Origin of the sequence: Sphingomonas jejuensis (genome assembly GCF_011927695.1) — a bacterium.
Lineage (GTDB): Bacteria > Pseudomonadota > Alphaproteobacteria > Sphingomonadales > Sphingomonadaceae > Sphingomonas_K > Sphingomonas_K jejuensis.
On record NZ_JAATJE010000001.1, the window covers coordinates 936,326 to 959,571 of the forward strand.

At 67.8% G+C, this 23,246-nt stretch carries 23 protein-coding genes; 12 read left to right on the forward strand and 11 right to left on the reverse strand.

Annotated elements, in window-relative coordinates; translation table 11 throughout:
• Positions 1-10: 10 nt before the first annotated feature.
• From carB to GGR88_RS04660, 3 genes are all read left to right on the forward strand, one after another.
• Positions 11-3,346, forward strand: coding sequence for a carbamoyl-phosphate synthase large subunit (gene carB / locus GGR88_RS04650; RefSeq protein WP_167953434.1), 3,336 nt, complete (start codon positions 11-13; stop codon positions 3,344-3,346).
• A gap of 80 nt (positions 3,347-3,426) precedes the next feature.
• Entirely contained in the window at positions 3,427-3,906 is a 480-nt protein-coding gene (gene greA / locus GGR88_RS04655) for a transcription elongation factor GreA (RefSeq protein ID WP_167953435.1), read from the forward strand.
• A 25-nt stretch (positions 3,907-3,931) separates the two neighbouring features.
• Positions 3,932-4,561, forward strand: a complete 630-nt coding sequence (locus GGR88_RS04660) for a rhomboid family intramembrane serine protease (protein WP_167954364.1) — start codon at positions 3,932-3,934, stop codon at positions 4,559-4,561.
• Positions 4,562-4,565: 4 nt separating this feature from the next.
• On the opposite strand, the gene GGR88_RS04665 is transcribed toward GGR88_RS04660, so the two are convergent.
• The 5 genes from GGR88_RS04665 to GGR88_RS04685 form a co-directional block, all read right to left on the reverse strand.
• Positions 4,566-4,784 carry a DUF4170 domain-containing protein gene (locus GGR88_RS04665; RefSeq protein WP_167953436.1) on the reverse strand — a complete coding sequence of 73 codons (219 nt, stop codon included), beginning with the start codon at positions 4,782-4,784 and terminating at the stop codon, positions 4,566-4,568.
• 76 nt (positions 4,785-4,860) lie between these two features.
• Entirely contained in the window at positions 4,861-5,559 is a 699-nt protein-coding gene (locus GGR88_RS04670; protein WP_167953437.1) for a hypothetical protein, read from the reverse strand.
• A gap of 3 nt (positions 5,560-5,562) precedes the next feature.
• Positions 5,563-5,925, reverse strand: coding sequence for a DUF3618 domain-containing protein (locus tag GGR88_RS04675; RefSeq protein ID WP_167953438.1), 363 nt, complete (start codon positions 5,923-5,925; stop codon positions 5,563-5,565).
• Entirely contained in the window at positions 5,922-6,266 is a 345-nt protein-coding gene (locus GGR88_RS04680; RefSeq protein ID WP_167953439.1) for a phage holin family protein, read from the reverse strand. Before GGR88_RS04680 ends, GGR88_RS04675 begins: the two co-directional genes overlap by 4 nt.
• Positions 6,263-6,832 (reverse strand): hypothetical protein, encoded by a 570-nt coding sequence (locus tag GGR88_RS04685; RefSeq protein ID WP_167953440.1) that lies wholly within the window; start codon positions 6,830-6,832, stop codon positions 6,263-6,265. The genes GGR88_RS04680 and GGR88_RS04685 overlap by 4 nt, the downstream gene beginning before the upstream one ends.
• Before the next feature lie 127 nt (positions 6,833-6,959).
• On the opposite strand from GGR88_RS04685, the gene eno reads away from it, so the two are divergent.
• The 4 genes from eno (at position 6,960) to GGR88_RS04705 (ending at position 11,216) form a co-directional block, all read left to right on the forward strand.
• Entirely contained in the window at positions 6,960-8,246 is a 1,287-nt protein-coding gene (gene eno / locus GGR88_RS04690) for a phosphopyruvate hydratase (protein ID WP_167953441.1), read from the forward strand.
• A 31-nt stretch (positions 8,247-8,277) separates the two neighbouring features.
• Entirely contained in the window at positions 8,278-8,604 is a 327-nt protein-coding gene (locus GGR88_RS04695; protein WP_167953442.1) for an FtsB family cell division protein, read from the forward strand.
• Between the two features lie 109 nt (positions 8,605-8,713).
• Positions 8,714-9,778: a pyruvate dehydrogenase (acetyl-transferring) E1 component subunit alpha gene (gene pdhA / locus GGR88_RS04700; RefSeq protein ID WP_167953443.1), complete on the forward strand. Its 1,065-nt coding sequence runs from the start codon at positions 8,714-8,716 to the stop codon at positions 9,776-9,778.
• A gap of 1 nt (position 9,779) precedes the next feature.
• Positions 9,780-11,216, forward strand: a complete 1,437-nt coding sequence (locus tag GGR88_RS04705; RefSeq protein ID WP_167953444.1) for a pyruvate dehydrogenase complex E1 component subunit beta — start codon at positions 9,780-9,782, stop codon at positions 11,214-11,216.
• A gap of 42 nt (positions 11,217-11,258) precedes the next feature.
• Here the strand turns inward: GGR88_RS04705 and GGR88_RS04710 are convergent, their stop codons facing one another.
• Genes GGR88_RS04710 through GGR88_RS04720 form a run of 3 tightly spaced genes read right to left on the reverse strand, consistent with a single transcriptional unit; the run spans position 11,259 to position 14,433 of the window.
• Entirely contained in the window at positions 11,259-11,927 is a 669-nt protein-coding gene (locus GGR88_RS04710; protein ID WP_167953445.1) for a TadE/TadG family type IV pilus assembly protein, read from the reverse strand.
• Positions 11,924-12,526, reverse strand: a complete 603-nt coding sequence (locus GGR88_RS04715; protein ID WP_167953446.1) for a TadE/TadG family type IV pilus assembly protein — start codon at positions 12,524-12,526, stop codon at positions 11,924-11,926. The genes GGR88_RS04710 and GGR88_RS04715 overlap by 4 nt, the downstream gene beginning before the upstream one ends.
• Entirely contained in the window at positions 12,523-14,433 is a 1,911-nt protein-coding gene (locus tag GGR88_RS04720) for a pilus assembly protein TadG-related protein (protein ID WP_167953447.1), read from the reverse strand. The genes GGR88_RS04715 and GGR88_RS04720 overlap by 4 nt, the downstream gene beginning before the upstream one ends.
• Positions 14,434-14,505: 72 nt before the next feature.
• Here GGR88_RS04720 and GGR88_RS04725 point away from each other — a divergent pair, with 72 nt between their 5' ends.
• Positions 14,506-15,195 carry a squalene/phytoene synthase family protein gene (locus GGR88_RS04725; protein ID WP_342449717.1) on the forward strand — a complete coding sequence of 230 codons (690 nt, stop codon included), beginning with the start codon at positions 14,506-14,508 and terminating at the stop codon, positions 15,193-15,195.
• Between the two features lie 58 nt (positions 15,196-15,253).
• Complete coding sequence (locus GGR88_RS04730) at positions 15,254-15,721, forward strand: EF-hand domain-containing protein (protein ID WP_342449718.1); 468 nt, start codon at positions 15,254-15,256, stop codon at positions 15,719-15,721.
• Positions 15,722-15,724: 3 nt separating this feature from the next.
• On the opposite strand, the gene trmFO is transcribed toward GGR88_RS04730, so the two are convergent.
• Positions 15,725-17,032, reverse strand: coding sequence for a methylenetetrahydrofolate--tRNA-(uracil(54)-C(5))-methyltransferase (FADH(2)-oxidizing) TrmFO (gene trmFO / locus GGR88_RS04735; protein ID WP_167953449.1), 1,308 nt, complete (start codon positions 17,030-17,032; stop codon positions 15,725-15,727).
• Positions 17,033-17,128: 96 nt separating this feature from the next.
• Between trmFO and GGR88_RS04740 the strand changes: the two genes are divergently transcribed.
• Positions 17,129-17,677, forward strand: coding sequence for an HdeD family acid-resistance protein (locus GGR88_RS04740; RefSeq protein ID WP_167953450.1), 549 nt, complete (start codon positions 17,129-17,131; stop codon positions 17,675-17,677).
• Between the two features lie 22 nt (positions 17,678-17,699).
• Positions 17,700-18,140, forward strand: a complete 441-nt coding sequence (locus GGR88_RS04745; protein WP_342449719.1) for a DUF488 domain-containing protein — start codon at positions 17,700-17,702, stop codon at positions 18,138-18,140.
• Here GGR88_RS04745 and gyrA read toward each other — a convergent pair.
• Both gyrA and GGR88_RS04755 read right to left on the reverse strand, forming a co-directional pair.
• The gene (gene gyrA / locus GGR88_RS04750) at positions 18,131-20,905 is read right to left on the reverse strand and encodes a DNA gyrase subunit A (RefSeq protein WP_167953452.1); all 2,775 of its coding nucleotides are present in this window, start codon (positions 20,903-20,905) and stop codon (positions 18,131-18,133) included. The genes GGR88_RS04745 and gyrA overlap by 10 nt on opposite strands.
• 111 nt (positions 20,906-21,016) lie before the next feature.
• A complete protein-coding gene (locus GGR88_RS04755) occupies positions 21,017-21,715 on the reverse strand; it encodes an SDR family NAD(P)-dependent oxidoreductase (RefSeq protein WP_167953453.1) in 699 nt (232 codons plus the stop codon).
• A gap of 204 nt (positions 21,716-21,919) precedes the next feature.
• On the opposite strand from GGR88_RS04755, the gene GGR88_RS04760 reads away from it, so the two are divergent.
• Positions 21,920-23,239 (forward strand): tetratricopeptide repeat protein, encoded by a 1,320-nt coding sequence (locus GGR88_RS04760; RefSeq protein ID WP_167953454.1) that lies wholly within the window; start codon positions 21,920-21,922, stop codon positions 23,237-23,239.
• Positions 23,240-23,246 lie beyond the last annotated feature (7 nt).

Consider the following 23,246-nt stretch of genomic DNA (forward strand, 5'->3'; position numbering starts at 1 on the left):
CGAGACCCTAATGCCGAAGCGCACCGACATCTCCTCTATCCTCGTCATCGGTGCCGGCCCGATCGTCATCGGACAGGCGTGCGAGTTCGATTATTCGGGCACGCAGGCGATCAAGGCGTTGAAGGACGAGGGATATCGCATCGTCCTGGTCAATTCGAACCCGGCGACGATCATGACCGATCCGGAGCTGGCCGACGCGACCTATGTCGAGCCGATCACGCCGGAGGTGGTCGCCAAGATCATCGAGGTTGAACGACCCGACGCCGTGCTGCCGACGATGGGCGGGCAGACGGCGCTCAACACCGCGCTCGCGCTGTTCCGCGACGGCACGCTCGACAGATTCGGCGTCCGCATGATCGGTGCCGATGCCGAGGCAATCGACAAGGCGGAGGACCGGCAGAAGTTCAAGGTCGCGATGGACAAGATCGGGCTGGAAAGCGCCCGCAGCCACATCGCGCACAACGAGGCCGATGCGCTCGTCGGGCTGGAGAAGGTCGGGCTGCCCGCCATCATCCGCCCGTCCTTCACGCTGGGCGGCACCGGCGGCGGCGTCGCCTACAACCGCGAGGAGTTCCTGGACATCGTCCGCAAGGGGCTGGACGCGTCGCCCACCACCGAGGTGCTGATCGAGGAATCGCTGCTCGGCTGGAAGGAATATGAGATGGAGGTGGTCCGCGACCGGGCGGACAACGCCATCATCATCTGCTCGATCGAAAATGTCGATCCGATGGGCGTGCACACCGGCGACAGCATCACCGTCGCCCCCGCGCTCACGCTGACCGACAAGGAATATCAGCAGATGCGCAACGCCTCGATCGCGGTGCTGCGCGAGATCGGGGTGGAGACGGGCGGGTCCAACGTCCAGTTCGCGGTCAATCCAAAGGACGGCCGCCAGATCGTCATCGAGATGAACCCGCGCGTGTCGCGTTCGTCCGCGCTCGCGTCGAAGGCGACGGGCTTTCCGATCGCCAAGGTCGCGGCCAAGCTGGCGGTCGGCTATACGCTCGACGAGATCATGAACGAGATCACCGGCGCCACGCCGGCGGCGTTCGAGCCCACCATCGACTATGTTGTCACCAAGGTGCCGCGCTTCGCGTTCGAGAAGTTCCGGGGTGCCGAGGAAACGCTGTCGACCGCCATGAAGAGCGTCGGCGAAGTCATGGCGATCGGCCGGAATTTTGCCGAGAGCCTGCAAAAGGCGCTGCGTGGCCTGGAGACCGGCCTCGACGGGCTCGACGAGGTCGAGCGGTTGCGCGGTGCGCCGCGCGACGAGATCGTGGCCGCGCTCGCAAAGGCCACGCCGGACCGGTTGCTGGTCGCCGCGCAGGCCCTGCGCGAAGGTCTGGGCGAAGCGGAGATCGCGCAGATCGCCGGCTTCGATCCGTGGTTCCTCGAGCGCATGAACGAGATCATCACGGCCGAGCGGAAGGTGGAGGCCGATGGCCTGCCGCGCGATGCCGAGGGGCTGCGCCACCTGAAGTCGCTGGGCTTTTCCGACCGGCGGCTGGCGCGACTGGCGCTGCGGTCGGCAAACATCCGGGGCGGCATGTCGGTCGGCATCCGGCGCGGCGGCGGGCTGCTCCACGATGCGCTGGTCGCCATGACCGGCGGCATCACCGAAGAGGAGGTGCGGGCGCTTCGCCACCGGCTGGGCGTCCACCCGGTCTACAAGCGCATCGACACCTGCGCGGCCGAGTTCGACGCCAAGACGCCCTACATGTACTCGACTTACGAGGCGCCGGCCTTTGGCGAACCGGAGAACGAGGCACTGCCCTCCGACCGGCGCAAGATCGTCATCCTCGGCGGCGGACCGAACCGGATCGGGCAGGGGATTGAGTTCGATTATTGCTGCTGCCACGCCTGCTTCGCGCTGGCGGACGCCGGCTACGAGACGATCATGGTCAACTGCAATCCGGAAACGGTGAGCACCGACTATGACACGTCGGACCGGCTTTATTTCGAGCCGCTGACCGCCGAAGACGTGCTGGAGCTCCTCCGCGTCGAGCAGTCGCGTGGCGAGCTTGTCGGCGTGATCGTGCAATATGGCGGGCAGACGCCGCTGAAACTGGCGCGGGCGCTGGAGGCCGCCGGCATCCCGATCCTCGGCACCAGCCCGGATGCCATCGACCTGGCGGAGGACCGCGAGAGGTTCGCCAAGCTGGTCAACGACCTGAAGCTGCTGCAGCCCGCCAACGGGCTGGCGCGGAGCCGCGAGGAAGCCGCCGCCGTCGCCGACCGCATCGGCTATCCCGTGCTGATGCGGCCGTCCTATGTGCTCGGCGGGCGCGCGATGGAGATCGTCGACGGGCCGGCCCAGCTCGACGCCTATATCAGCACTGCCGTGCAAGTGTCTGGCGACGCACCCGTCTTGATTGACCGGTACCTGCGCGACGCGATCGAAGTCGATGTCGATTGCATCGCGGACGGCACGGACGTGGTGGTTGCCGGCGTGATGCAGCATATCGAGGAGGCCGGCGTCCATTCGGGCGACAGCGCCTGTTCGCTGCCGCCCTACAGCCTGTCGAGCGAGGTGGTGGACGAGATCTCCCGCCAGGCCGTGATGCTGGCGCGGGCGCTGCAGGTACGCGGCCTCATGAACGCGCAGTTCGCGGTGAAGGACGGCGCGATCTACCTGATCGAGGTCAATCCGCGGGCCAGCCGCACCGTGCCTTTCGTGGCAAAGGTGGTGGGCGTTCCCGTCGCCAAGATCGCCGCGCGCGTCATGGCGGGCGAGAAGCTGGCCGACCTGCCCGCGATCCCGGTGCCGGAGGGGCGCATCGCCATCAAGGAAGCGGTGTTCCCCTTTGCGCGCTTCCCCGGCACCGATCCCGTGCTCTCGCCGGAAATGAAGTCCACCGGCGAAGTGATGGGGATGGCGCCCGATTTCGCCACCGCGTTCCTGAAGTCGCAGGCGGGGGCGGGCACGGTGCTGCCGACGGGCGGCACGGTGTTCGTGTCCGTGAAGGACGGCGACAAGGCGGTGATCGAACCGGCGGTCGCCTCGCTGATCGACATGGGCTTCACCATCGTCGCGACCGGCGGCACGGCGGCCCATCTGCGCGGCCGCGGGCTTTCGGTCGAAAGCGTCAACAAGGTCGCGGAAGGCCGCCCGCACATCGTCGACCGGATGAAGGACGGCGACATCGCGCTGGTGTTCAACACCACCGAAGGCTGGCAGTCGCTGCAGGATTCGCAGTCGATCCGGGCGACGTCGGTGGCGGGGCGCATCCCGTACTTCACCACGGCCGCCGCGTCGGTCGCGGCGGTGCGCGCGATCGAGGCGTTGAAGGCGGGCGGCCTTGAAGTCAGAACGCTGCAATCCTATCATCGCGCCTCGCACGCCTGATCCCGAAAGCTCAGTACTCGCGCGACGGATGACCGGGGGAAGGTCGTTCGGGGATGAAACAATGATTGAAGGGTAAGTCGATGGCGACCGTCGAGAAGATGCCGATGCTGGCCGAGGGGCACCGCAAGGTGACCGAGGACCTCCATCGCCTCAAAACGATCGAGCGCCCGGCTGTGATCGATGCGATCGAGGAAGCGCGCGCCCATGGCGACCTGTCCGAGAACGCGGAATATCATGCCGCCAAGGAGCGTCAGGGCCAGATCGAGGCGCAGATCTCCGACCTGGAAGACAAGCTGAGCCGCGCGCAGGTGATCGACCCCACCGAGCTGTCGGGCGACAAGATTGTGTTCGGCGCGACCGTCACCCTGCTGGACGAGAACGACAAGCCGATCACCTACCAGATCGTCGGTCAGGAAGAGGCGGACGCGAAGTCGGGCCGCATCTCCTACAACTCGCCGCTGGGCCGCGCGCTGATCGGGCGCCGCGTCGACGACGAGGTGGAGGTCACCGTGCCGTCGGGCGATCGCTACTACGTCGTCTCAAAGATCGAGTTCATCTGACCCGTCACGGGGCAGGTCGATGCCCGTGAAGATGCCGCCGGGGCCGGTGACGGTCGCGATTGCCGGTGCGACCTTCGTGGCATGGGCGATCGTGGCGTTGCTCGGCCTTGGGCCGATGGCAGCGGTGGCGGGCGGCTTCATCCCCGCGCGCCTGTCCGACCTGGTCGAGGTGGGAGGCGGCGTGCCGCTGGTGCTGACACCGCTCAGCGCGACGCTGCTCCACGCCAACCTGCTGCATGTCGGCTTCAACCTGCTGATGCTGGTGTTCTGCGGCCGGTTCGTCGAGCAGGCGATCGGCGGGCGGCTGCTCGCTCTGCTCTATGTCGTCAGCGCCTATGTCGGGGCGCTCGCGCAATATGCGCTCGACCCGACCAGCGCAGTGCCGATGATCGGCGCGAGCGGCGCGGTGTCCGGCGTGGTCGGCGCTTATGCGCTTCTTTATAGCCGCCAGCAGGTGAGGGCGATCGGCCCACTGTCGGCCCATGCCGTCCGCCTGCTCTGGCTGGCGGCGGCGTGGATCGTGATCCAGTCGATGATCGAACTGGCAAGCTTCGGCACGGCGCAGCGCGTGGCGGTCGCCGCCCATGTCGGCGGCTTCCTGGCCGGATTGCTGCTCGCCCGTCCGCTTCTGCTCTTCCGCTATCGAAACGCCTGAGGCGTCAGGCGTCCAGCCGCGGCTCAAGCATGCGGTGAAGATGCACGATCACATAGCGCATCTCGGCATCGTCGACCGTGCGCTGCGCATTGGCGCGCCACGCATCCTCTGCGCTCTTGTAGTCCGGGAAGAAGCCGACGACGTGCATCTGCTCCAGGTCGGCAAAGTCGAGCGTGCGCGGATCCTTCACGCGACCGCCGAAGACGAAGTGAAGCTTGCTCAAGGAACGGCCTTTCAAAACGAAGCGGGGGGGTGGCCGCGCCTAGCAGCCACCCCCCGCGTCGTTCAAGCCGGTCGCGTCAGGCGCGGGGCGTCTCGCCATCGTTCGGGCGGACGCCGGAATAGAGGTTCTCCGTGCTTCCGTCGTCGGCACCAAGAACAGAGGTGCCGCCCGTACCGGTGGTCGGCGGCGTCGCAGACCCCGTGTCGCTGCCGGTGTCGCCTGCGGACGATCCGGATGAGGACGTGCCCTGCTGGCTGCCGGCATCGGTGCCGGTCGATCCGTCCCGCGCCGCCTGCGTGGCAGCGGCCCCGGCCGATCCGGCGACCTGCTTGGCCACGTCGACCAGCGATGCGGCCTTGCCCTTCGCGGCCGAGCTGCTGACGCCGAGCTCGTCCAGCTTCTCCTGCCCGGCCTGCTTGGCCGCCGCCGTGGCCGAGCGTGCGCGGTCCGCAAGGGTGCGCCCGACGCCGCCCAGCAGCTGGGTCTCCTGCCGCGTGCGGGGCAAGAGCGCGCCGACCACGGCGCCGATGGCGATGCCGCCAGCGAGGGCGACCAGCGGGTTCTGCTCCAGCCCGTCGCTGGCGCGTGCGGTTGCGCTGCTCAACCCATCCCGGCCGCTCTGGTAGGCGGACGAGGCGCGGTCCTTGGTCGCGTCATAGGCGCCGGACGCCTTGTCTCTGACCGTCGAGAGGCCGTGGCTGACCGCGTCCTTTGCCGAGGCCAATGTTCCCGAGGCGCGAGCCTGGCTGCCGGTCGCGTCATGATTGTCGGTCATCGCTCAAGCTCCTTTAGGATCTTCGGCGCGGCGTTCCGTGTCGCCGGCCGCGTGTTTCTGAAACGTTTCTCGGTCGGGCGCGGTTGCGAGGTCGTGGCGCCGGTGGCGTCGCTTGCTGCCGATCGTCCAGGCGAGCAGCGATGCGATGACGGCCGCGGCCCCACCCACTGCGAGCGGGTTTTCACGCGCGGTGTCGACAGCCTGCTGCCCGGCGAGGCTCGCCTTTTCGCGCGCGTCCTCAACGGCTCGTGCGGCGATCGCGCTGGGCGAGCTTCGCGCCTTCAGCAGGGTGAACGTCGCCTCAAGCCGGGCACGTGCCGCCTGACGTTCCGCGTCGAGCGCGGCAAGCGTGGCGGGATTGCTCATGCCGCACCCCCGATCCGACCGAGATGCCGTTGTGCGACCTTCACCAGCAGAAATGCCAGAAGGAGCGATGCGCCCACGACGATCAGTGTCGCCCAGAACGGGCCCACCCGCGGCGTCAGCGTCATCACCAGCCCGACCAGCAGCGTGATCAGCGCCGACAGCGCGATCAGCGCCGCCGCCACGCCGAAGATGGCCACCTGCTTGAACTCGCCGACGCGCAGCGTCAGCCGCTCGCGGTGAAAGGCGATCTCCGCCTTTGCATAGCGGACCCCGTCCTCCCGGACCTGGCCGATCAGATCGGCCAGGCCAAGGTCATCAGCAGCATTCCGGCCATCGATCACAGCGTCTGGCCGCCGCGATCAGCATCGGGAAAGGTGGTCGTGTCGGCCTTGAACGACACGTCGGCGGTGCTCGACGGGTCGGTGCCGAGCGTCCGAGCCTCGTCGAAGCCCGACTTGACGACGCGCGCGAGCACGAAGCCAACTGCCGCTGCCGCGCCGATCGCAACCGCCGGGCTGCGCCGCACGAAGCCCCGCGCATCGTCCAGCAGGTCGTCGACATCCTTGTCCCGCAACGTGTCGGCGAAACCGGAGACAGCGCCCGCCGCCTGGCGCGCATAGCCTCCGAACTGCGATCCCAGCCGCTTGTCGATCTGCGAGGCGGCATCTTCCAGCATCGACGACAGCTCACCCAGCGCGCCCGATGCGCGCTCCTTGCCGTCCACGGCGAAGGAGCGAAGCTTGTCACCCGCCTGCGACTTCAGCGATGCGGCCTCACCACGCGCGCTCGACGCGGCATCCGACGCCGCGCTGCGGGCTGCCTGGGCGGCCTGGCTGAAGCGTCCCTTTGACGACGTGTCGCCGCCGGTTCCGGTCGCGTCGGTGGTGCCCGTGTTGATGTCGCTCATTAGATCCTCCTGTTGAGGCAAGGCCGTTTCGCGTCCTGAACAACCACCGATCGACGCAGGTTCCATTGCGATCGAGGTGGGCGGACGATAGAGCCGGCGCGCTTCCAACCATCGGAGTTGACCCAACATGACCGCGATCGTCGACCTTCATGCGCGCCAGATCCTCGACAGCCGCGGAAATCCGACGGTGGAGGTCGAAGCCACGCTGGAAGACGGCAGCATGGGCCGGGCGGCGGTGCCGTCTGGCGCATCGACGGGCGCGTTCGAGGCGGTGGAAAAGCGCGACGGCGACAAGGCGCGCTGGCTGGGCAAGGGCGTGGGCGAGGCCGTGCGCGCGGTGAACGGCGAGATCGCCGAGGCCGTGCTGGGCTTCGAAGCCGAGGATCAGGGCGAGATCGACGCTGCTCTGATCGCGCTGGACGGAACGGACAACAAGGGGCGGCTGGGCGCCAACGCCATCCTGGGCGTCAGCCTGGCGGTCGCAAAGGCGGCGGCCGAGGCGGTCGGCCTGCCGCTCTACCGCTATGTTGGCGGCGTCCATGCCCATGTGCTGCCGGTGCCGATGATGAACGTCATCAACGGCGGCGCGCATGCGGACAACCCGATCGACTTCCAGGAATTCATGGTCATGCCGGTGGGGGCGGAGACCTTCGGCGAAGGCCTGCGCTGGGGCGCCGAGATCTTCCACACGCTGAAGAAGGCGCTGCACGACGCGGGGCTCGCGACGGCAGTGGGCGACGAAGGCGGCTTTGCCCCCAATCTGGGCTCCACGACCGACGCGCTCAACTTCCTGATGCGCGCGATCGAGACGGCAGGATATCGGCCGGGCGAGCAGGTGCTGCTGGCGCTGGACTGCGCGGCGACCGAGTTCTTCAAGGATGGCCGGTACCGCCTGGATGGGGAAGGGCGCAGCCTCGCGCCTGCCGAGATGTCCGACTATCTTGTCGACCTCGCCGCCCGCTATCCGATCGCCTCGATCGAGGACGGCATGGCCGAGGACGATTACGAGGGCTGGGGACAGCTGACCCGCGCGCTCGGCGACCGGTGCCAGCTGGTCGGCGACGACCTGTTCGTGACCAACCCGAAGCGGCTTGCCGACGGCATCCGGGACGGACTCGCCAATTCCCTGCTGGTGAAGGTCAACCAGATTGGCACGCTGTCGGAAACGCTGGAGGCGGTGTCGCTGGCGCAGCGTGCCGGCTACACCGCGGTCATGTCGCACCGGTCGGGCGAGACGGAGGATGCGACCATCGCCGACCTGGCGGTCGCCACCAACTGCGGTCAGATCAAGACGGGCAGCCTTGCCCGGTCGGACCGGCTTGCCAAGTACAACCAGCTGCTTCGGATCGAGGAGGAGCTCGGGCCGGTCGCCCGCTACGCCGGGCGCGCCGCGATCAAGTCGGCAAGGGCTTGATCGAAGCGCCGCTTTGTGATTCTGCTGTGACATGGCGAACCGCTTGAAATCGAAGCCCGTGTCGCGTGCCAGCGTCCTGCGCGGCTATGCCGGTCGCGCGGCCGCGGTCGTCGTCATCGCCGTGTTCGGCGGGTCCGCGATCTTCGGGCAGAACGGCGTTGTCGCCTTTGGCGGCTACAGCCGGGAGCTGGAGGCGCGCAAGGCGCACCTGGCGGAGGTCGGCAAGGCGCGCGACGCGCTGGCGCACCGCGTGGCGCTCCTCGATCCCAAGCACGCCAACCCCGACATGGTCGACGAACTGGTCCGAAAGGAGCTTGGCGTCGCCCATCCGGACGAGGTCATCATCCCGCTCGATTGAGGCCCGTGCCGCTGCGGCATCCGCGGCGCGGCCACAGGTTGCGACGTGGAGCGCCACGCGCCTATAGGCGTTCAGCCAACTGAGACACCGAACAAGAGAGGCCAGCCCCTTGGCACGTCCCGCGACCGCAAAACCCGAACCGGCTGCCACCCACACCAGCAACCAGCTTCCCAACCGGGAGCGCCCGGGCGAGCCGACCCGCTTCGAGCCGACCAAGGAGCAGCTCCTCGAATTCTACCGGCAGATGCTGCTGATCCGCCGTTTCGAGGAGAAGGCGGGCCAGCTCTACGGGCTCGGGTTGATCGGCGGCTTCTGCCACCTCTACATCGGGCAGGAGGCCGTGGCCGTTGGGCTGCAGTCCGCGCTGGAGCCGGGCAAGGACTCGGTCATCACCGGCTACCGCGACCATGGCCACATGCTCGCCTACGGCATCGACCCGAAGGTGATCATGGCGGAGCTGACCGGGCGCGGCGCCGGCATCTCCAAGGGCAAGGGCGGCTCGATGCACATGTTCAGCGTCGAGCATAAGTTCTATGGCGGCCACGGCATCGTCGGCGCGCAGGTGTCGCTCGGCACCGGGCTCGCCTTCGGGCACAAGTACAACGAGGATGGCGGCGTGTGCCTCGCCTATTTCGGCGACGGCGCGGCCAACCAGGGCCAGGTCTACGAAAGCTTCAACATGGCAAAGCTGTGGGACCTGCCCATCATCTTCGTCATCGAGAACAACCAGTATGCGATGGGCACGTCCACCGCACGATCGGCCTCCGAGGACCAGTTCTACCTGCGCGGCGAAAGCTTCCGCATCCCCGGCATCCAGGTGGACGGAATGGACGTGCTGGCCGTGCGCGGCGCGGCCGAGCGTGCGCTGGAATGGGTGCGCGGCGGCAAGGGACCGATCGTGCTGGAGTTCAAGACCTACCGTTATCGCGGCCATTCGATGTCGGATCCGGCCAAGTATCGCAGCCGCGACGAGGTGCAGCAGATGCGCGACACCGCCGATCCGATCGAGCGTGCCAAGAAGGAACTGGAAGGAATGGGCGTCGGCGAGGACGCGCTGAAGGATCTGGAAAAGCAGATTCGCGCGATCGTCGCCGAGTCCGCCGACTTCGCGGAGCAGAGCCCGGAGCCGGACGAGAAGGAGCTTTGGACCGACGTGCTGGTGGAGACCTATTAAGATGGCCGTCGAGCTGAAGATGCCTGCGCTGTCCCCGACGATGGAGGAGGGCACGCTCGCCAAGTGGCTGGTGAAGGAAGGCGACGCGGTGAAGTCCGGCGACATCCTTGCCGAGATCGAGACCGACAAGGCGACCATGGAGTTCGAGGCGGTGGACGAGGGCACGGTCGCCAAGATCCTGGTGGCCGAGGGCACCGACAATGTGAAGGTCGGCGCGCCGATCGCCGTCATCGCCGAAGAGGGTGAGGACGCGTCCACCGCGACGGCCGCCAGCACGACAGAAAGCCGCGCGGGCGATGCCGCCAACGCGACGCCGACCGAGCAGCCGAAGGATCAGGGTGCGCCGCCGATCCCGGAATCGGCCGAGCCGCACCAGATGGAAACCGGCGCACGCGACCTGGTCCATGCCGTGGACGAGGCCGGCGCGGGCGATCCGGAGGTGCCGGAGGGCACCGAGATGGTGAAGACCACCGTCCGCGAGGCGCTGCGCGACGCGATGGCGGAGGAGATGCGCGCCGACAAGCGCATCTTCGTGATGGGCGAGGAGGTCGCCGAGTATCAGGGTGCGTACAAGGTGACGCAGGGCCTGCTCGACGAGTTCGGCGCCAAGCGCGTCATCGACACGCCGATCACCGAATATGGCTTTGCCGGCGTCGGCACGGGCGCGGCCATGGGTGGTCTTCGCCCGATCATCGAGTTCATGACGTTCAACTTCGCCATGCAGGCGATCGACCACATCATCAATTCGGCCGCCAAGACCAACTACATGTCGGGCGGGCAGATGCGCTGCCCGATCGTGTTCCGCGGTCCCAACGGCGCGGCCGCGCGCGTGGGGGCGCAGCACAGCCAGAACTACGGTCCCTGGTATGCCAGCGTTCCCGGCCTGATCGTGATCGCGCCCTATTCGGCGGCGGATGCGAAGGGCCTGCTGAAGGCGGCGATCCGGTCCGAGGATCCGGTCGTGTTCCTGGAGAACGAGCTGCTCTACGGCCAGAGCTTCGAGGTGCCGAAGCTGGACGATTATGTCCTGCCGATCGGCAAGGCGCGGATCGCCAGGCCCGGCAAGGACGTGACCATCGTCAGCTATTCGATTGGCGTCGGCGTCTCGCTCGATGCCGCCAAGAAGCTGGCAGACGAGGGCATCGATGCCGAGGTGATCGACCTGCGCACGCTGCGCCCGCTCGACACCAAGACGGTGCTGAAGTCGCTCGCCAAGACCAACCGGGTGGTCGTGGTCGAGGAAGGGTGGCCGACCTGTTCGATCGCGTCCGAGATCGCGGCCGTCGTCATGGAAGAAGGCTTCGACGATCTGGACGCGCCGGTGTTGCGCGTCACCAATGTCGACGTGCCGCTGCCCTATGCCGCCAATCTTGAGAAGATGGCGCTGATCAAGGTCGACGACGTGGTCGCGGCGGCGAAGAAGGTCAGCTACCGCTGAGGCGAACGGGCCGCCGGTGTCAGCGCCGGCGGCCCTGCCCGCTCAGAGCCCGCTCGGCGACGTGCAGTTTTCCTTGGGGGCATAGCCGGGCGTCGTCAGCACGGGCTTGAACACCGATCCGCGGCCCCGGTAGGCGGCCGTGCGCGTGATCACCTCCGGCACGCCGAACCAGCGCACCAGGCTTTCGCCGAACAGCGGATCATATTCGTAGCTGACCTGGGCCATGAAGAAGGCCTCGTTCAGCACCAGCGAGCGGCTGTCCTTCAGCACCGCACGGTCGTTGTTCTGCCGGCAGCCGATGATGTTGGTCGCCGTTGTGAAGCCGCCGTCGTAACGCTGCCACTTGATGCGGTTGTAGTCGGCGACGCGGTCGTTGTTGGTGTCCTCGCCGAGCACGGCGCTGATGATGATCCGACCATGTTCCCGCATCTTGAGCGGCTGGGCCGCGACATCCAGCGCGAACATGATGTCGTAGATCTGCATTTCAGAGATCTGCTTGTCCGATGCGCCGCGCTGCGCGATCATGTCGGCCGTCATCGTCGCCAGCCGCTGCACGCGCATGTTGGTCATCATCAGATGGCTGAACTCCAGCCCGGCCGCGACGAAGCCAAGGAACATCGGCAGCGTCAGCGCGAACTCCAGGAACGCGACCCCCCGCCGGTCGGACCGGAGCCGGCGGAACAGCCGGCGTTTGCACGACAGCCCGCTCATGAGCTGCGTGCCGATCGGACGACGGGTTCGTTCCGCATCACGATATCCGCGGACATGGTGATGCCTTCGCCCAGCCCGAGGATCTCGCCCAGCGGCTTGAAAAACAGGGCCGCCGGGAAGACCGCCCGGTAGGCGACGACATCGCCCGGCCCGCCGAGCAGGCCGTCCTTCTGCGTCGCCATGTCGCGCACGCCGTTGCGGTTCCGGTCGTCGAAGCTTTCGCCGGGAAAGGTGCCGTTTGGGCCGTCATACTGCCCGTTCTCGTTCGTGTCCTCGAACGACTCCGGATAAGCGTCGCCGAACTTGGCGTAGACCGTGGTCTCGATCTCCAGTTCCTCACCATCGATCGTCGGGAAGGTCGCCATCTGGCGCGTCACGGACGCGCGCAGCTGCTCGTCGCGCTCCTCTTCGGTCGCGGTCAGATCCGCCATCGCCTTGCGCGCAGCGGTGCCCAGCGCACCCTCGAGGGTCGAACGGACCATCACGAAATGACCCATCTCGATCGACCCGATGATCAGCAGGATCAGAACGGGGGCGAGCACCGCGAACTCGATCACGGTGGTGCCGCGCCGATCGCGGCGGAGCGAACGCCGCGTCATTGCGTCAGGTGCAGGTCGACGAGGTCGACCGCGATCTGATCGAAGGCGGAGCGGATCGCCGCTGCATCTTCGGTCTGGTAGTAGCGCGGGCCAGCACAGGTGCTGAATTCTGATACCGCTGCTTTCAACGAAACGATGTATACAACGATGCCATCGTTCTTCGCCGCCTGGCACACCTTTCCGAACCGGCGCATGATCTGCGTGGTCGTGGGTCCATTGGCGGTCAGTCGCTTGTGGCGTCGTGAGCCATAGGCGCCCATCCAGAATTCACGATTGTTCGCATCGACACTTTCGCCGGTACTTGACTGTCCATCCGTCATAAAGACCAGAGCGCGGAGTGGTGTCTGGTTTTCGATGGGATTATTGCGCACGAACTTGTCATCACGCGTAAGCATTCGATAGCCCCACAGCATGCCGATGTGATGCAGAGTTCCGCTTGCCGGTTCCAACGGCATGTTATGGTATCTGATATAATCATCATAAACCGACTTGTTGCGGCCATACTGAACCGTCATTGCGGGCTCAGGACATTGCCAATTGGGCGTTGGCATGTTGAGGTTGTAGCCGGTCCGCGACAACCCGTTGGTGTCCGACCGGCCATTGAGCGTCGTGAAGCCGTACTTTGCATTCGGCTGACGCCAGTGCGACGTGTTGGTGATGAAGGGAACGCGTGAATAGTTCACGACCCAGTGCGTGCCATGCGAGCCGCCCGTTGACGGATTGTAGTATTCTCCGGACGGCGTCGTGATCACATCGTCGTTGATATTCGACGAATTGGCGTTCAGCCCGATATAATAGTGATAAAATTCGTCACGATAGGCGGGTGAGTTCGCAAGACGCTGCCCGATCGCCATGTCGCCGCCTGGGCTGAGCAAATAGAAATTGTTGTTGCCAGATCCGCCATAATTGTCGGCGACACGCGCGGCCGTTTCATAGGCGCCGCTGTAGTCCGACGTCATGACCTTGTTCTTGTCATAGGTCGGTCCACGACGCGGGCTGTGAGGAGGATAAAGGTAGGGCGTCACCGGCGGGTGACCGTCGGCATCGCCCGGCAGCGAGCGGTTCACGTCCCACGCGCCGCGGCGGTAGTCGTTCTCCACATCGGCGGGATTGGCGTTCAGGTCGTTGATGGTGTCGTCGTTCATGACGCACCCCTTCCAGCCGAGCGGGTTCTTGTCCCAGGCGTTGGACCCGCCGGTGTAGCTCGCCACGTTGGTGAACCCGTCGACATCGCGGATCGCAACGCCGGCGTCGCGCAGTTGCTGCCCGACATTGGTGGTCACCGTGTAGGTGACGAACCCAAGCGCCAGTTCCGAACGATTGCTCGATCCCTGGTGCAGGATGTTGATGAAGCTGTACATGGCGTTCTTCAGCGCATCCATGCGCGTCCCGCCGCCCACGTCCCGGGTGTTCATCGATCCCGTGTCGTCGAGCACGACCATCACCTCGAGCGGCTTCGGCTGAAGCTCCGCCTGCGCCACCACCTCGATGTTCTTCTCGCCGATGCCGAAGATCTGCATGAACAGCATCGGCAGCTCGACGCTTGCGGTGACGCGGGTCACGTTGATGCCGCTGTTGGTGGAGAATTGCGGAACGGGCACGATCTCCGGCGCGCCGAGATAGCCGTCGCTGAAATTCTCTTCGAAATAGACCTGAACCTGCGTGTTCCTGCCGCCGGCACCGTTGGTGGTGTCACCGAAGGCGCGCGCGCCGGCCAGCGCGGCGGCGTCCACGCCGGCCTGCATCTGGCTGCGGATGAGGTAGATTCGGCTGAGGTCGATCGCGCCGCCGACACCGGCAAGCACGGGGATCATGCCCGCCACCATGATCGGCATGGTCGCGCCGCGGCGATTGCGCCACAGGCTGAGCGGAAGACCCTTGATTCGTTCGAGACGGGACGAGCCCATGGCCCGAATGCTCCTGCTAAAGCGACAGGGGCACAGTCTTTGCCGGCAAAGTGCTAAAGGAAGGCTAAGCAGGTGGCGTTAACGGGATTGGACAGCAAAGCCGCCCCGCTTGCCCTGGCGGATCCGGAGCGCGCCATTGCCGTCACCTATGCACCGGCCGCGGCGCGGTCGACGCTGGCGGCCTTGTTCGCCCTGGACGAGCGTTTGGCCGGCGTGCTGCGGACCACCAGCCAGCCGCTGATCGGCCAGATGCGGTTGACCTGGTGGCATGAGGCCTTGGCGGCGCTGTCGGCCGGAGCCGCGCCGCCGCCCGAGCCGGTCCTCGTCGCACTTGCCGAGTTGGATCCGGACCGGACCGCGTCGTTGACCCGCATCGTGGAGGGCTGGGAAGCGCTGCTGGATGAGCCGTTGACGTTGGACGCCATCCGCGTCCACGCGGTTGAGCGCGGCGAAACGCTGTTCGCGGTCGCGGCGCCATTGTGCGGGATTGTGGCCGACGACGGGATCCGGGCCGCCGGGCGCGGCTGGGCGCTTGCCGACGTCGCGCGTCACCTGAGCGACAGGACCCTTGCGGAACAAGCCTCCGCGGCCGCCGGGGAGGCGATGCGCGCGGCGCCGCGCCGCTGGCCGCGACGGGCGCGGCCGCTCGGCATGCTTGCCCGGCTGGCCCGGCAGGACGCCGCCGGCGCACCGGCAGCCCCGCCGGCCAGCAGGCGCCGGGTGGCATCGATGCTGTGGCATGCGCTGACGGGGCGCGCCTGACCCTCTTGCGATGTTCGCGCCGGCGGCTAGGCTTTGCATGGGTGGGGGGAGAGACCTGGTGACGCGCATCCTGGCTTCCGTGGCATCGGCCGTCTTGCTGATCGCCGCCGGCGTCTTTTTCTGGCGTGACCGCGCAGGCGCGGAGCCGCCCCCGCCGCCGTCGGCGTCCGACATCGCCCAGGTTGCGCCCGCAGCGGTCGACACACCACCCCCGCCGCGCGCCACCGAGCGGAGCCGTGAGGAACGCCGCTTCGATCGTTACGACAAGGACCGCGACGATCTCATCACGCGCGAGGAATATCTGCGCAGCCGCCGCACGGCCTTCGGGAAGCTCGATGCGAACGGCGATGGCCGCTTGAGCTTCGACGAATGGGCGGTGAGAACCACCACCAAGTTCGCCGGCGCGGACGGTGACCGGTCGGGCGGGCTGACCCGCACCGAGTTCGCCACCACCCGCACCGTCCGGCGCGCCGCGCGGCGGGTGGCAGCCCGCTGCGACTGTCCGGCACCTGCCGGCGACGACTGACCGCTATGCCGCCCAGGCGGCAAGCGCGGAGCGCGCCCGCGCGACCATGGCGGCCTTCCGCTCCGACTTCCTGACCTTGCCGTCGACCGGCGGGAACAGCCCGAAATTGACGTTCATCGGCTGATAGTCGCGTGCATCGGCGCCGCCGGTGATGTGGCCCAGCAGCGCGCCCAGCGCCGTTTCGGCCGGGGGCACGGTCGGCGCCTCGCCCCGCAGTTCCGCGGCCAGGAAGCGCCCGGCGAGCAAGCCCACTGCGGCGGACTCGACGTATCCCTCGCACCCGGTGATCTGCCCCGCGAAGCGCACATGGGGGGCGCTGCGCAGCCGCAACGTGCCGTCAAGCAGCCGCGGCGCGTTGATGAAGGTGTTGCGGTGCAGCCCGCCCAGCCGCGCGAACTCGGCCCGCTCCAGCCCCGGTATGGTCCTGAACACGCGGACCTGCTCGGCATGCTTCAGCTTGGTCTGGAACCCCACCATGTTCCAGAGCGTGCCGAGCGCATTGTCCTGCCGCAGCTGCACGACGGCATGGGGCCAGCGCCCGGTGCGCGGATCGTCGAGGCCGACCGGCTTCATGGGACCGTAGCGCAGCGTGTCGAGCCCGCGTGACGCCATCACCTCGATCGGCATGCAGCCTTCGAAATAGGGCGTGTTCTTCTCCCACTCCTTGAACTCGCCCTTTTCGCCGTCGAGCAGCGCCTGGCGGAAGGCGGCATATTGCTCCCGATCGAGCGGGCAGTTGATGTAGTCATGCCCTTCGCCCTTGTTCCAGCGGGACTGGAACCAGGCGACATCCATGTCGATCGAGTCGCGATGGACGATCGGCGCGATCGCATCGAAGAAGGCGAGCGCATCGCTTCCGGTCTCGGCCTGGATCGCGGCGGCGAGCGGCGCCGCCGTCAGCGGGCCGGTGGCGATGATTGCTGGTCCGGCGGGCAGGGTGTCCACCCGTTCGCGCACCAGCGTCACGTTGGGATGCTCGGCCAGAGCGCGGGTCACGCCCTCGGCATAGCCGTCCCGGTCGACCGCGAGAGCCGATCCTGCGGGCACCCGGTGGATGTCGGCCTGCGCCATGATGACGGAGCCGAGCGCGCGCATCTCCTGGTGCAGCAGCCCCACTGCGTTGCCGTCCGCATCGTCCGATCGGAAACTGTTGGAACAGACGAGCTCGGCCAGACTGTCCGTCTGGTGCGCGGGCGTGCCTTCGACGCCCCGCATCTCGGACAATCGCACCCGGATGCCGGCTTGGGCGAGCTGCCAGGCGGCTTCCGATCCGGCCAGTCCGCCGCCGATGATGTGGACCTGATATGTCATGCCCGCCGCTTAGCGCCGTCTGCCGACGGATGCGAGGAACCTGCGGCGCTTCCTGGCGTCTTGCCCGTCAACGGACTGGGAAGAGGGAGCGGATCGATGGCGTCGAACTGGAATGGAGCGGGACAGGCCGCGCCGCCGCGTGGAACCGGCATGCTGCTTGCCCTTGGCATTCTGCTGATCATCGGCGGGTTGCTCGCCATCCTGCTTCCAGGCGCCACCGCACTTGCCGCCACCATCATCGCCGGCTGGGTGCTGCTGCTGATCGGGGTGGCCGGCATCGTCATGGGTGTGCGCACGCGGCGCGACCATGGGCGGGTGTCGGACATCCTGCTCGGCGCGCTGTCGGTCGTCGCCGGGCTCGTCCTGATCTTCGATCCGCTGCGCGGCGCGCTGTCGCTCACGCTCGTGCTCAGCATCTGGCTGCTGGTTCGCGGGATCATGGAATTGATCGGCGCCTCCCGCTCAAACGGCGGCGGGCGCACCCTGCTCATCGTGGCGGGCCTCGTGGACCTACTGCTCGCGGGGCTGCTGTTCTTCAACTACCCGTTTCCGGCCGTGCAGATGGCGGGGCTGTTCGTGGGCATCAGCCTGCTGTTCCGGGGCGTGACCACCACCATGGCGGCGGTTGCGCTCCGGAAGCTGTGACGCGAACGGAGGCGCCGCCGACGTGGATCGACCGCAGGTCTTCACCATCGGGTATGAAGGCGCCACCGTCGACGGTCTGATCGCGGCGTTGCAGGGCGCGGGCGTGCGGCGACTGATCGACGTCCGCGCGCTGCCGCTCTCCCGCCGGCCTGGCTTTTCCAAGTCGGCGCTGGCGGCGGCCCTGGGCGAGGCCGGCATCGACTATCGCCACCTCCGCGCGCTCGGCACGCCGAAGCGTGGCCGTGATGCCGCGAAGAAGGGCGACGTCGCCACGCTCCGTGCGGTCTATGCCGACCAGCTCGGCTTGCCGGAGGCCGAGGCCGAGGCGGCGATCCTGCAGGCGCTGGTGCGGGAGGCGCCGAGCGCTCTGCTCTGCTTCGAACGCGACCCCTGCCATTGCCACCGCACATTGCTGCATGCGGCGGCGCTGGCCGACATGGACCGGATCGACCTTTACGCCTGATCGTCGCCGCCGGGGCGCTCCTCCGGCTGGTCCAGCGTCTGCTCCGCCGTGTCGGCGTCGGGCACCGGGTCGACCGTCTGCGGGGCAGGGGCGTCGCGCACGTCGGCTTCCGCCTCCGCCTCGTTCTCCTCGATGCGGGCGGCAGCCACCACATGCTCGCCACGCGCGACGTCGAACAGGCGCACGCCGGCCGACGCGCGGCCGATCACGCGGGTGTCGCCGACAGACATGCGGATCAGCTTCGCCTGGTTGGTGACGAGCATCAGCTGCTCGCCGCTGTGTGCCGGGAAGCTGGCGACGACATCGCCGTTGCGCGCAAGGTTGTCGATGTTGGTGATGCCTTGGCCACCACGCCCGGTCCGCCGATATTCGTAGGCGGAGGACCGCTTGCCATAGCCGTTGGCGCAGACGGTCAGGATGAACTCCTCCGCATCCGACAGAGCCTGGTTGCGGTCGTCCAGTTCGTCCTCGCCGCCCTTCCAGGATGCGACGCGGAGATAGGCGTCACGTTCCTCGGTGGTCGCGTCCACGCCCTTCAGGATCGACAGGGAGATGACCTGGTCGTCGCCCTTCAGCGTGATGCCGCGCACACCGGTCGACGTGCGGCTCTGGAACTCGCGTACCTCCGTGGCTGCAAAGCGGATGGCTCGGCCGCTTCGCGTCGCCAGCAGCACGTCGTCTTCTTCGGTCAGCAGCGACACGCCGATCAGGCGGTCGCTGGGGTCGCCGTCCTCGTCCGTGCCGAACCGCATCGCGATCTTGCCGTTGGACGGCACGTTGGTGAACGCGTCCATGCTGTTGCGCCGGACCGTCCCGTGCGCGGTCGCGAACATGATGTGGAGGTCCGCCCAGCTCGCCTCGTCCTCCGGCAGCGGAAGGACGGCGGCGATCCGCTCGTCGGCGGCAAGCGGAAGGAGGTTCACCATCGGCCGGCCGCGCGTGCTCGGCCCGCCTTCCGGCAGGCGCCACACCTTCATGCGGTAGACCTTGCCCTGGTCGGAAAAGAACAGCACCGGAGTGTGGGTCGACGTCACGAACAGCTTGGTGACGACATCCTCTTCCTTGGTCGCCATTCCTGCCCGGCCTTTGCCGCCGCGCGCCTGGGTGCGGAAGCTGTCGAGCGTCGTGCGCTTGATGTACCCGCCGAGCGTCACGGTCACGACCATGTCCTCCCGCTCGATCAGGTCCTCGTCGTCGATGCCGTCGGCGGCGGGCGCGATCAGCGACCGGCGGGGCGTCGCATAGGCCTGCTCGACCGCCGCGAATTCCTCCAGCATCACCTCGTAGAGGCGGTTGCGGTCCGACAGGATGCGCAGCAGCTCGCCGATCGAGTCGGCCAGCTGGCGCAGCTCGTCGCCGATCTCGTCGCGGCCAAGCGCGGTCAGCCGGTGCAGGCGCAGGTCCAGGATGGCGCGCACCTGCTGCTCGCTGAGGCGGTAGCTGTCGCCCTCCACCTCGGTGTCGACGGCTTCGACCAGGCGGATGAAGGGCGCGATCTCCGCCACCGGCCAGTCGCGGGCGAGCAGCGCGGCGCGCGCCTCGGCGGGGGAGGCCGATCCGCGGATGATTCGGACCACCTCGTCCAAGTTGGTGACCGCGATCACCAGGCCCAGCAAGATGTGCGCGCGCTCCCGCGCCTTGTTGAGCTCGAACTTCGACCGGCGGGTGATCACTTCCTCGCGGAAGCGGACAAAGGCCTCGATGATGTCCTTCAGGCCGAGCAGTTCCGGTCGGCCGCCGCGGATGGCCAGCATGTTGGCGGAGAAGGCCGACTGGGCGGGCGTGTGCCGCCACAGCTGGTTCAGCACGACTTCCGGCGTGGCGTCGCGCTTCAGGTCGATGACGATGCGCACGCCCAGGCGCGAGCTTTCGTCGCGGATGTCGCTGACGCCCTCGATCCGCTTGTCCTTGGCAGCCTCCGCGATCTTCTCGACCAGGTTGTTCTTGCCGACCTGGTAGGGGATCTCCGTCAGGACGATCGACCGGCGGTCGCCGCGGCCTTCCTCCACCTCGTACTTCGACCGGACCACGATCGACCCGCGACCGGAGCCGTAGGCGGCGCGCGCGCCCGACTGGCCCAGGATGGTGCCGCCCGTCGGGAAGTCGGGCCCCGGCACGATTTCCATCAGCTGCTCGGTAGTGATGAGCGGATCGGCGATCCACGCCCGGCACGCCGCGATCACCTCGCCCAGATTGTGCGGCGGGATGTTGGTCGCCATGCCGACGGCGATGCCGCCCGCGCCGTTGACCAGCAGGTTGGGGAAGCGCGCGGGCAGCACCTGCGGCTCGCTGCGCGACCCGTCATAGTTGGGCGTGAAGTCGACGGTATCCTTGTCGAGGTCGTCGAGCAGCGTGTTGGACACGCGTGCCAGCCGCGCCTCGGTGTAGCGCATCGACGCGGGCGGATCGGGATCCATCGATCCGAAATTGCCCTGGCCGTCGATCAGCGGCACCCGCATCGCCCAGTCCTGGGTCATGCGGGCGAGCGCGTCATAGATCGCGCTGTCGCCGTGCGGGTGGTAGTTGCCCATCACGTCGCCGACGATCTTGGCCGACTTGCGATAAGGGCGCCCGGCGACGAAGCCGCCTTCCTGGCTGGCGTAAAGGATGCGGCGGTGCACCGGCTTCAACCCGTCGCGGACGTCGGGGAGCGCGCGCGCCACGATCACCGACATGGCATAGTCGAGATAGCTCGACTTCATCTCGTCGACGATCGAGATCGGCGAAATGTCGGAAGGGTCGGCGAGCAGCGTCTCGTCGGTCAAGGCAGGACTTTCGGTAGCAGGATATGAAAGGCGGACCCTAGCGGAGGGGAGGCCCTGTTGGAACCCCGCGCGCGGGCACGCGTACGCGCGTGCGCGACGGCGGCGGGCGGATCAGGCCGGGACCGGGCTGCCGTCCCAGGCAAAGATGCCGCCGCTGTCCGGCACGCTCAACCCCTCGAGCACATCGAGCAGCTGCACGGCCGCGCGATCGGGCGAGAACAGCGTGCCGGGGCGCACATTGCCCTGGAACGGCTCGCTCAGCCGGGTGTCCACGGTCCCGGGGTGCAGGCCGACGATGATGGCGCGCGGGCGCTGGCGCGCTGCCTCGATCGACGCGCCCTTGATGATCATGTTGAGCGCCGCCTTCGCGGCCCGGTAGCTGTGCCAGCCACCCAGGCGATTGTCGCCGATGCTGCCCACCCGGGCGGACAGCGCCGCTATTACCGCGCGGTCGCCTTTCGGCAGCAGCGGCAGGAAATGCTTGATGATCAGCGCGGGGCCGATCGTGTTGATCGCAAAGTTGCGGGCCATCCACGCCGCATCGATCTCCGCCAGCGACTTCTCCGGCCCATGGGTGGCGTCATGGAGAAGGCCGGTCGCGATCAGGATCAGGGTCGGGGCGGGGCCGGCCGCCACGGTGGCGGCTGCGGCGCGCACCTGATCCTCCACCGTGATGTCCAGCGTGTCGCGGGCGAAGCCATGGACCGCGTCATGCGCGCCTTCCTCGCGGATCGCATCCAGCAAGGCCGCGCCGATGCCGCCGCCCGCGCCGATCACCACCGCCGATCCGCTCACCCGGAACGCCTCCATGCCACAGAATGGCTGGACCCCTAGCCGCCATGCCTGCAGCCGTCGAGCCGGCGCGTGGGAACCGGACGGGTTCAACCACGGTTCACAGCGCGGACCGCAAGTGGCCGGCCGTGGATGCTTGTGCGTCCGTCACGGCCTCTTTAGCAGGTCCAAGCCATTCAGCGCGCGCTGTCCCCAGCGCGACGCGCCTGAGGAGAAGAGCATATGAAGCTGCTGTCCACCCTGTCGCTCGGCACCGCAGCGGTTGCGCTGTTCGCCGTTGCCGCGACCCCGGCCGATGCACAGCGCCGTCGTGAGCGGCAGGCGGAGCAGCCGGCGGCCGCGCCCGGTGCGTACACGCCCACGCTCTCCCGCGAGTTCCGCGCCGCGGTCGCGCCCGCCGACGAGGCGGCGACCCAGCAGAACTGGGCGGCCGCAAACGCCGCGCTTGCCACGGCCGCGCCGCTCGCCACCACCCCGGACGAGAAGTACACGCTGGGCCAGGTTCGGCTGCGGGTTGGCCTCGGCACCAACGACAAGGCCGTGCAGCGCGCCGCCCTGCAGGAGATCGTGGACAGCGGCGTCGGCCCGTCCGAGCAGTTGCCGCGCTTCCGCTTCTTCCTCGGCAACCTCGCCTATGAGGCCAACGACAATGCGGCGGCCGAGCGCTATCTGAACGAGGCGATCCAGGCCGGCTACAACGAAAACAACGTCAAGCTGATGCTGGCGAGCGTTTATTTCCGCACCAACCGGACGCAGCAGGGTCTGCAGCTGCTGGAGCAGGCGATCAACGAGGAGCGTGCCGCCGGGCGCGTGCCGCCGCAGGACTGGTACCGCCGTGGTGCGTCGGTTGCCTACCAAGGCCAGATGGCGCCTGAAGTCGCCAAGTGGACCCGGCTGCAGGTCGAGGCCTATCCGACGCCGGAGAACTGGCGCTCGGCGCTGGTCATCTACGAGGAAGCGAACGAGAACCTCGACAGCCAGGTCATGCTCGACCTGTACCGGCTGAAGCGCGCGACGGGCGCGCTGACCAGCGAGCGGGATTACTTCACCTACGCGCAGCTCGCCTATGATCGCGGCCTGTTCGGCGAGGCGAAGGCCGTGGTCGACGAGGGTCAGGCATCCGGCGACGTGCAGCGCACCGCGCCGGCCTTTGCGCAGATCTACACGCCCGCGTCGCAGCGCATCACGGCCGACCGTCGTGAGCTGACAGCATCCGGCGGCCGCATCGCCTCGGCCAGCGCTGCAGACGCGCTCGACACCGCCAATGTCGCCCTTGCCTATGGCGAGGACCAGCTGGCGGTGCAGGGCTACCGCGCGGCGCTTCAGAAGGGTGGCATCGACACCAACCTTGCCAACATGCGGCTCGGCATCGCGCTTGCCCGCCAGGGCCAGGGTGAGGAAGCGCGCGCGGCCTTTGCGCAGGTGACGGGCGTTCGCAAGCCCATCGCCGACTTCTGGACGCTCTACACGACGTCGCGCGGCAGCGCCGCTCCGGCGGCGGCCCCGGCCGCTGCACCGGCGGCCACACCGACCGCGGGCTGACGCGACG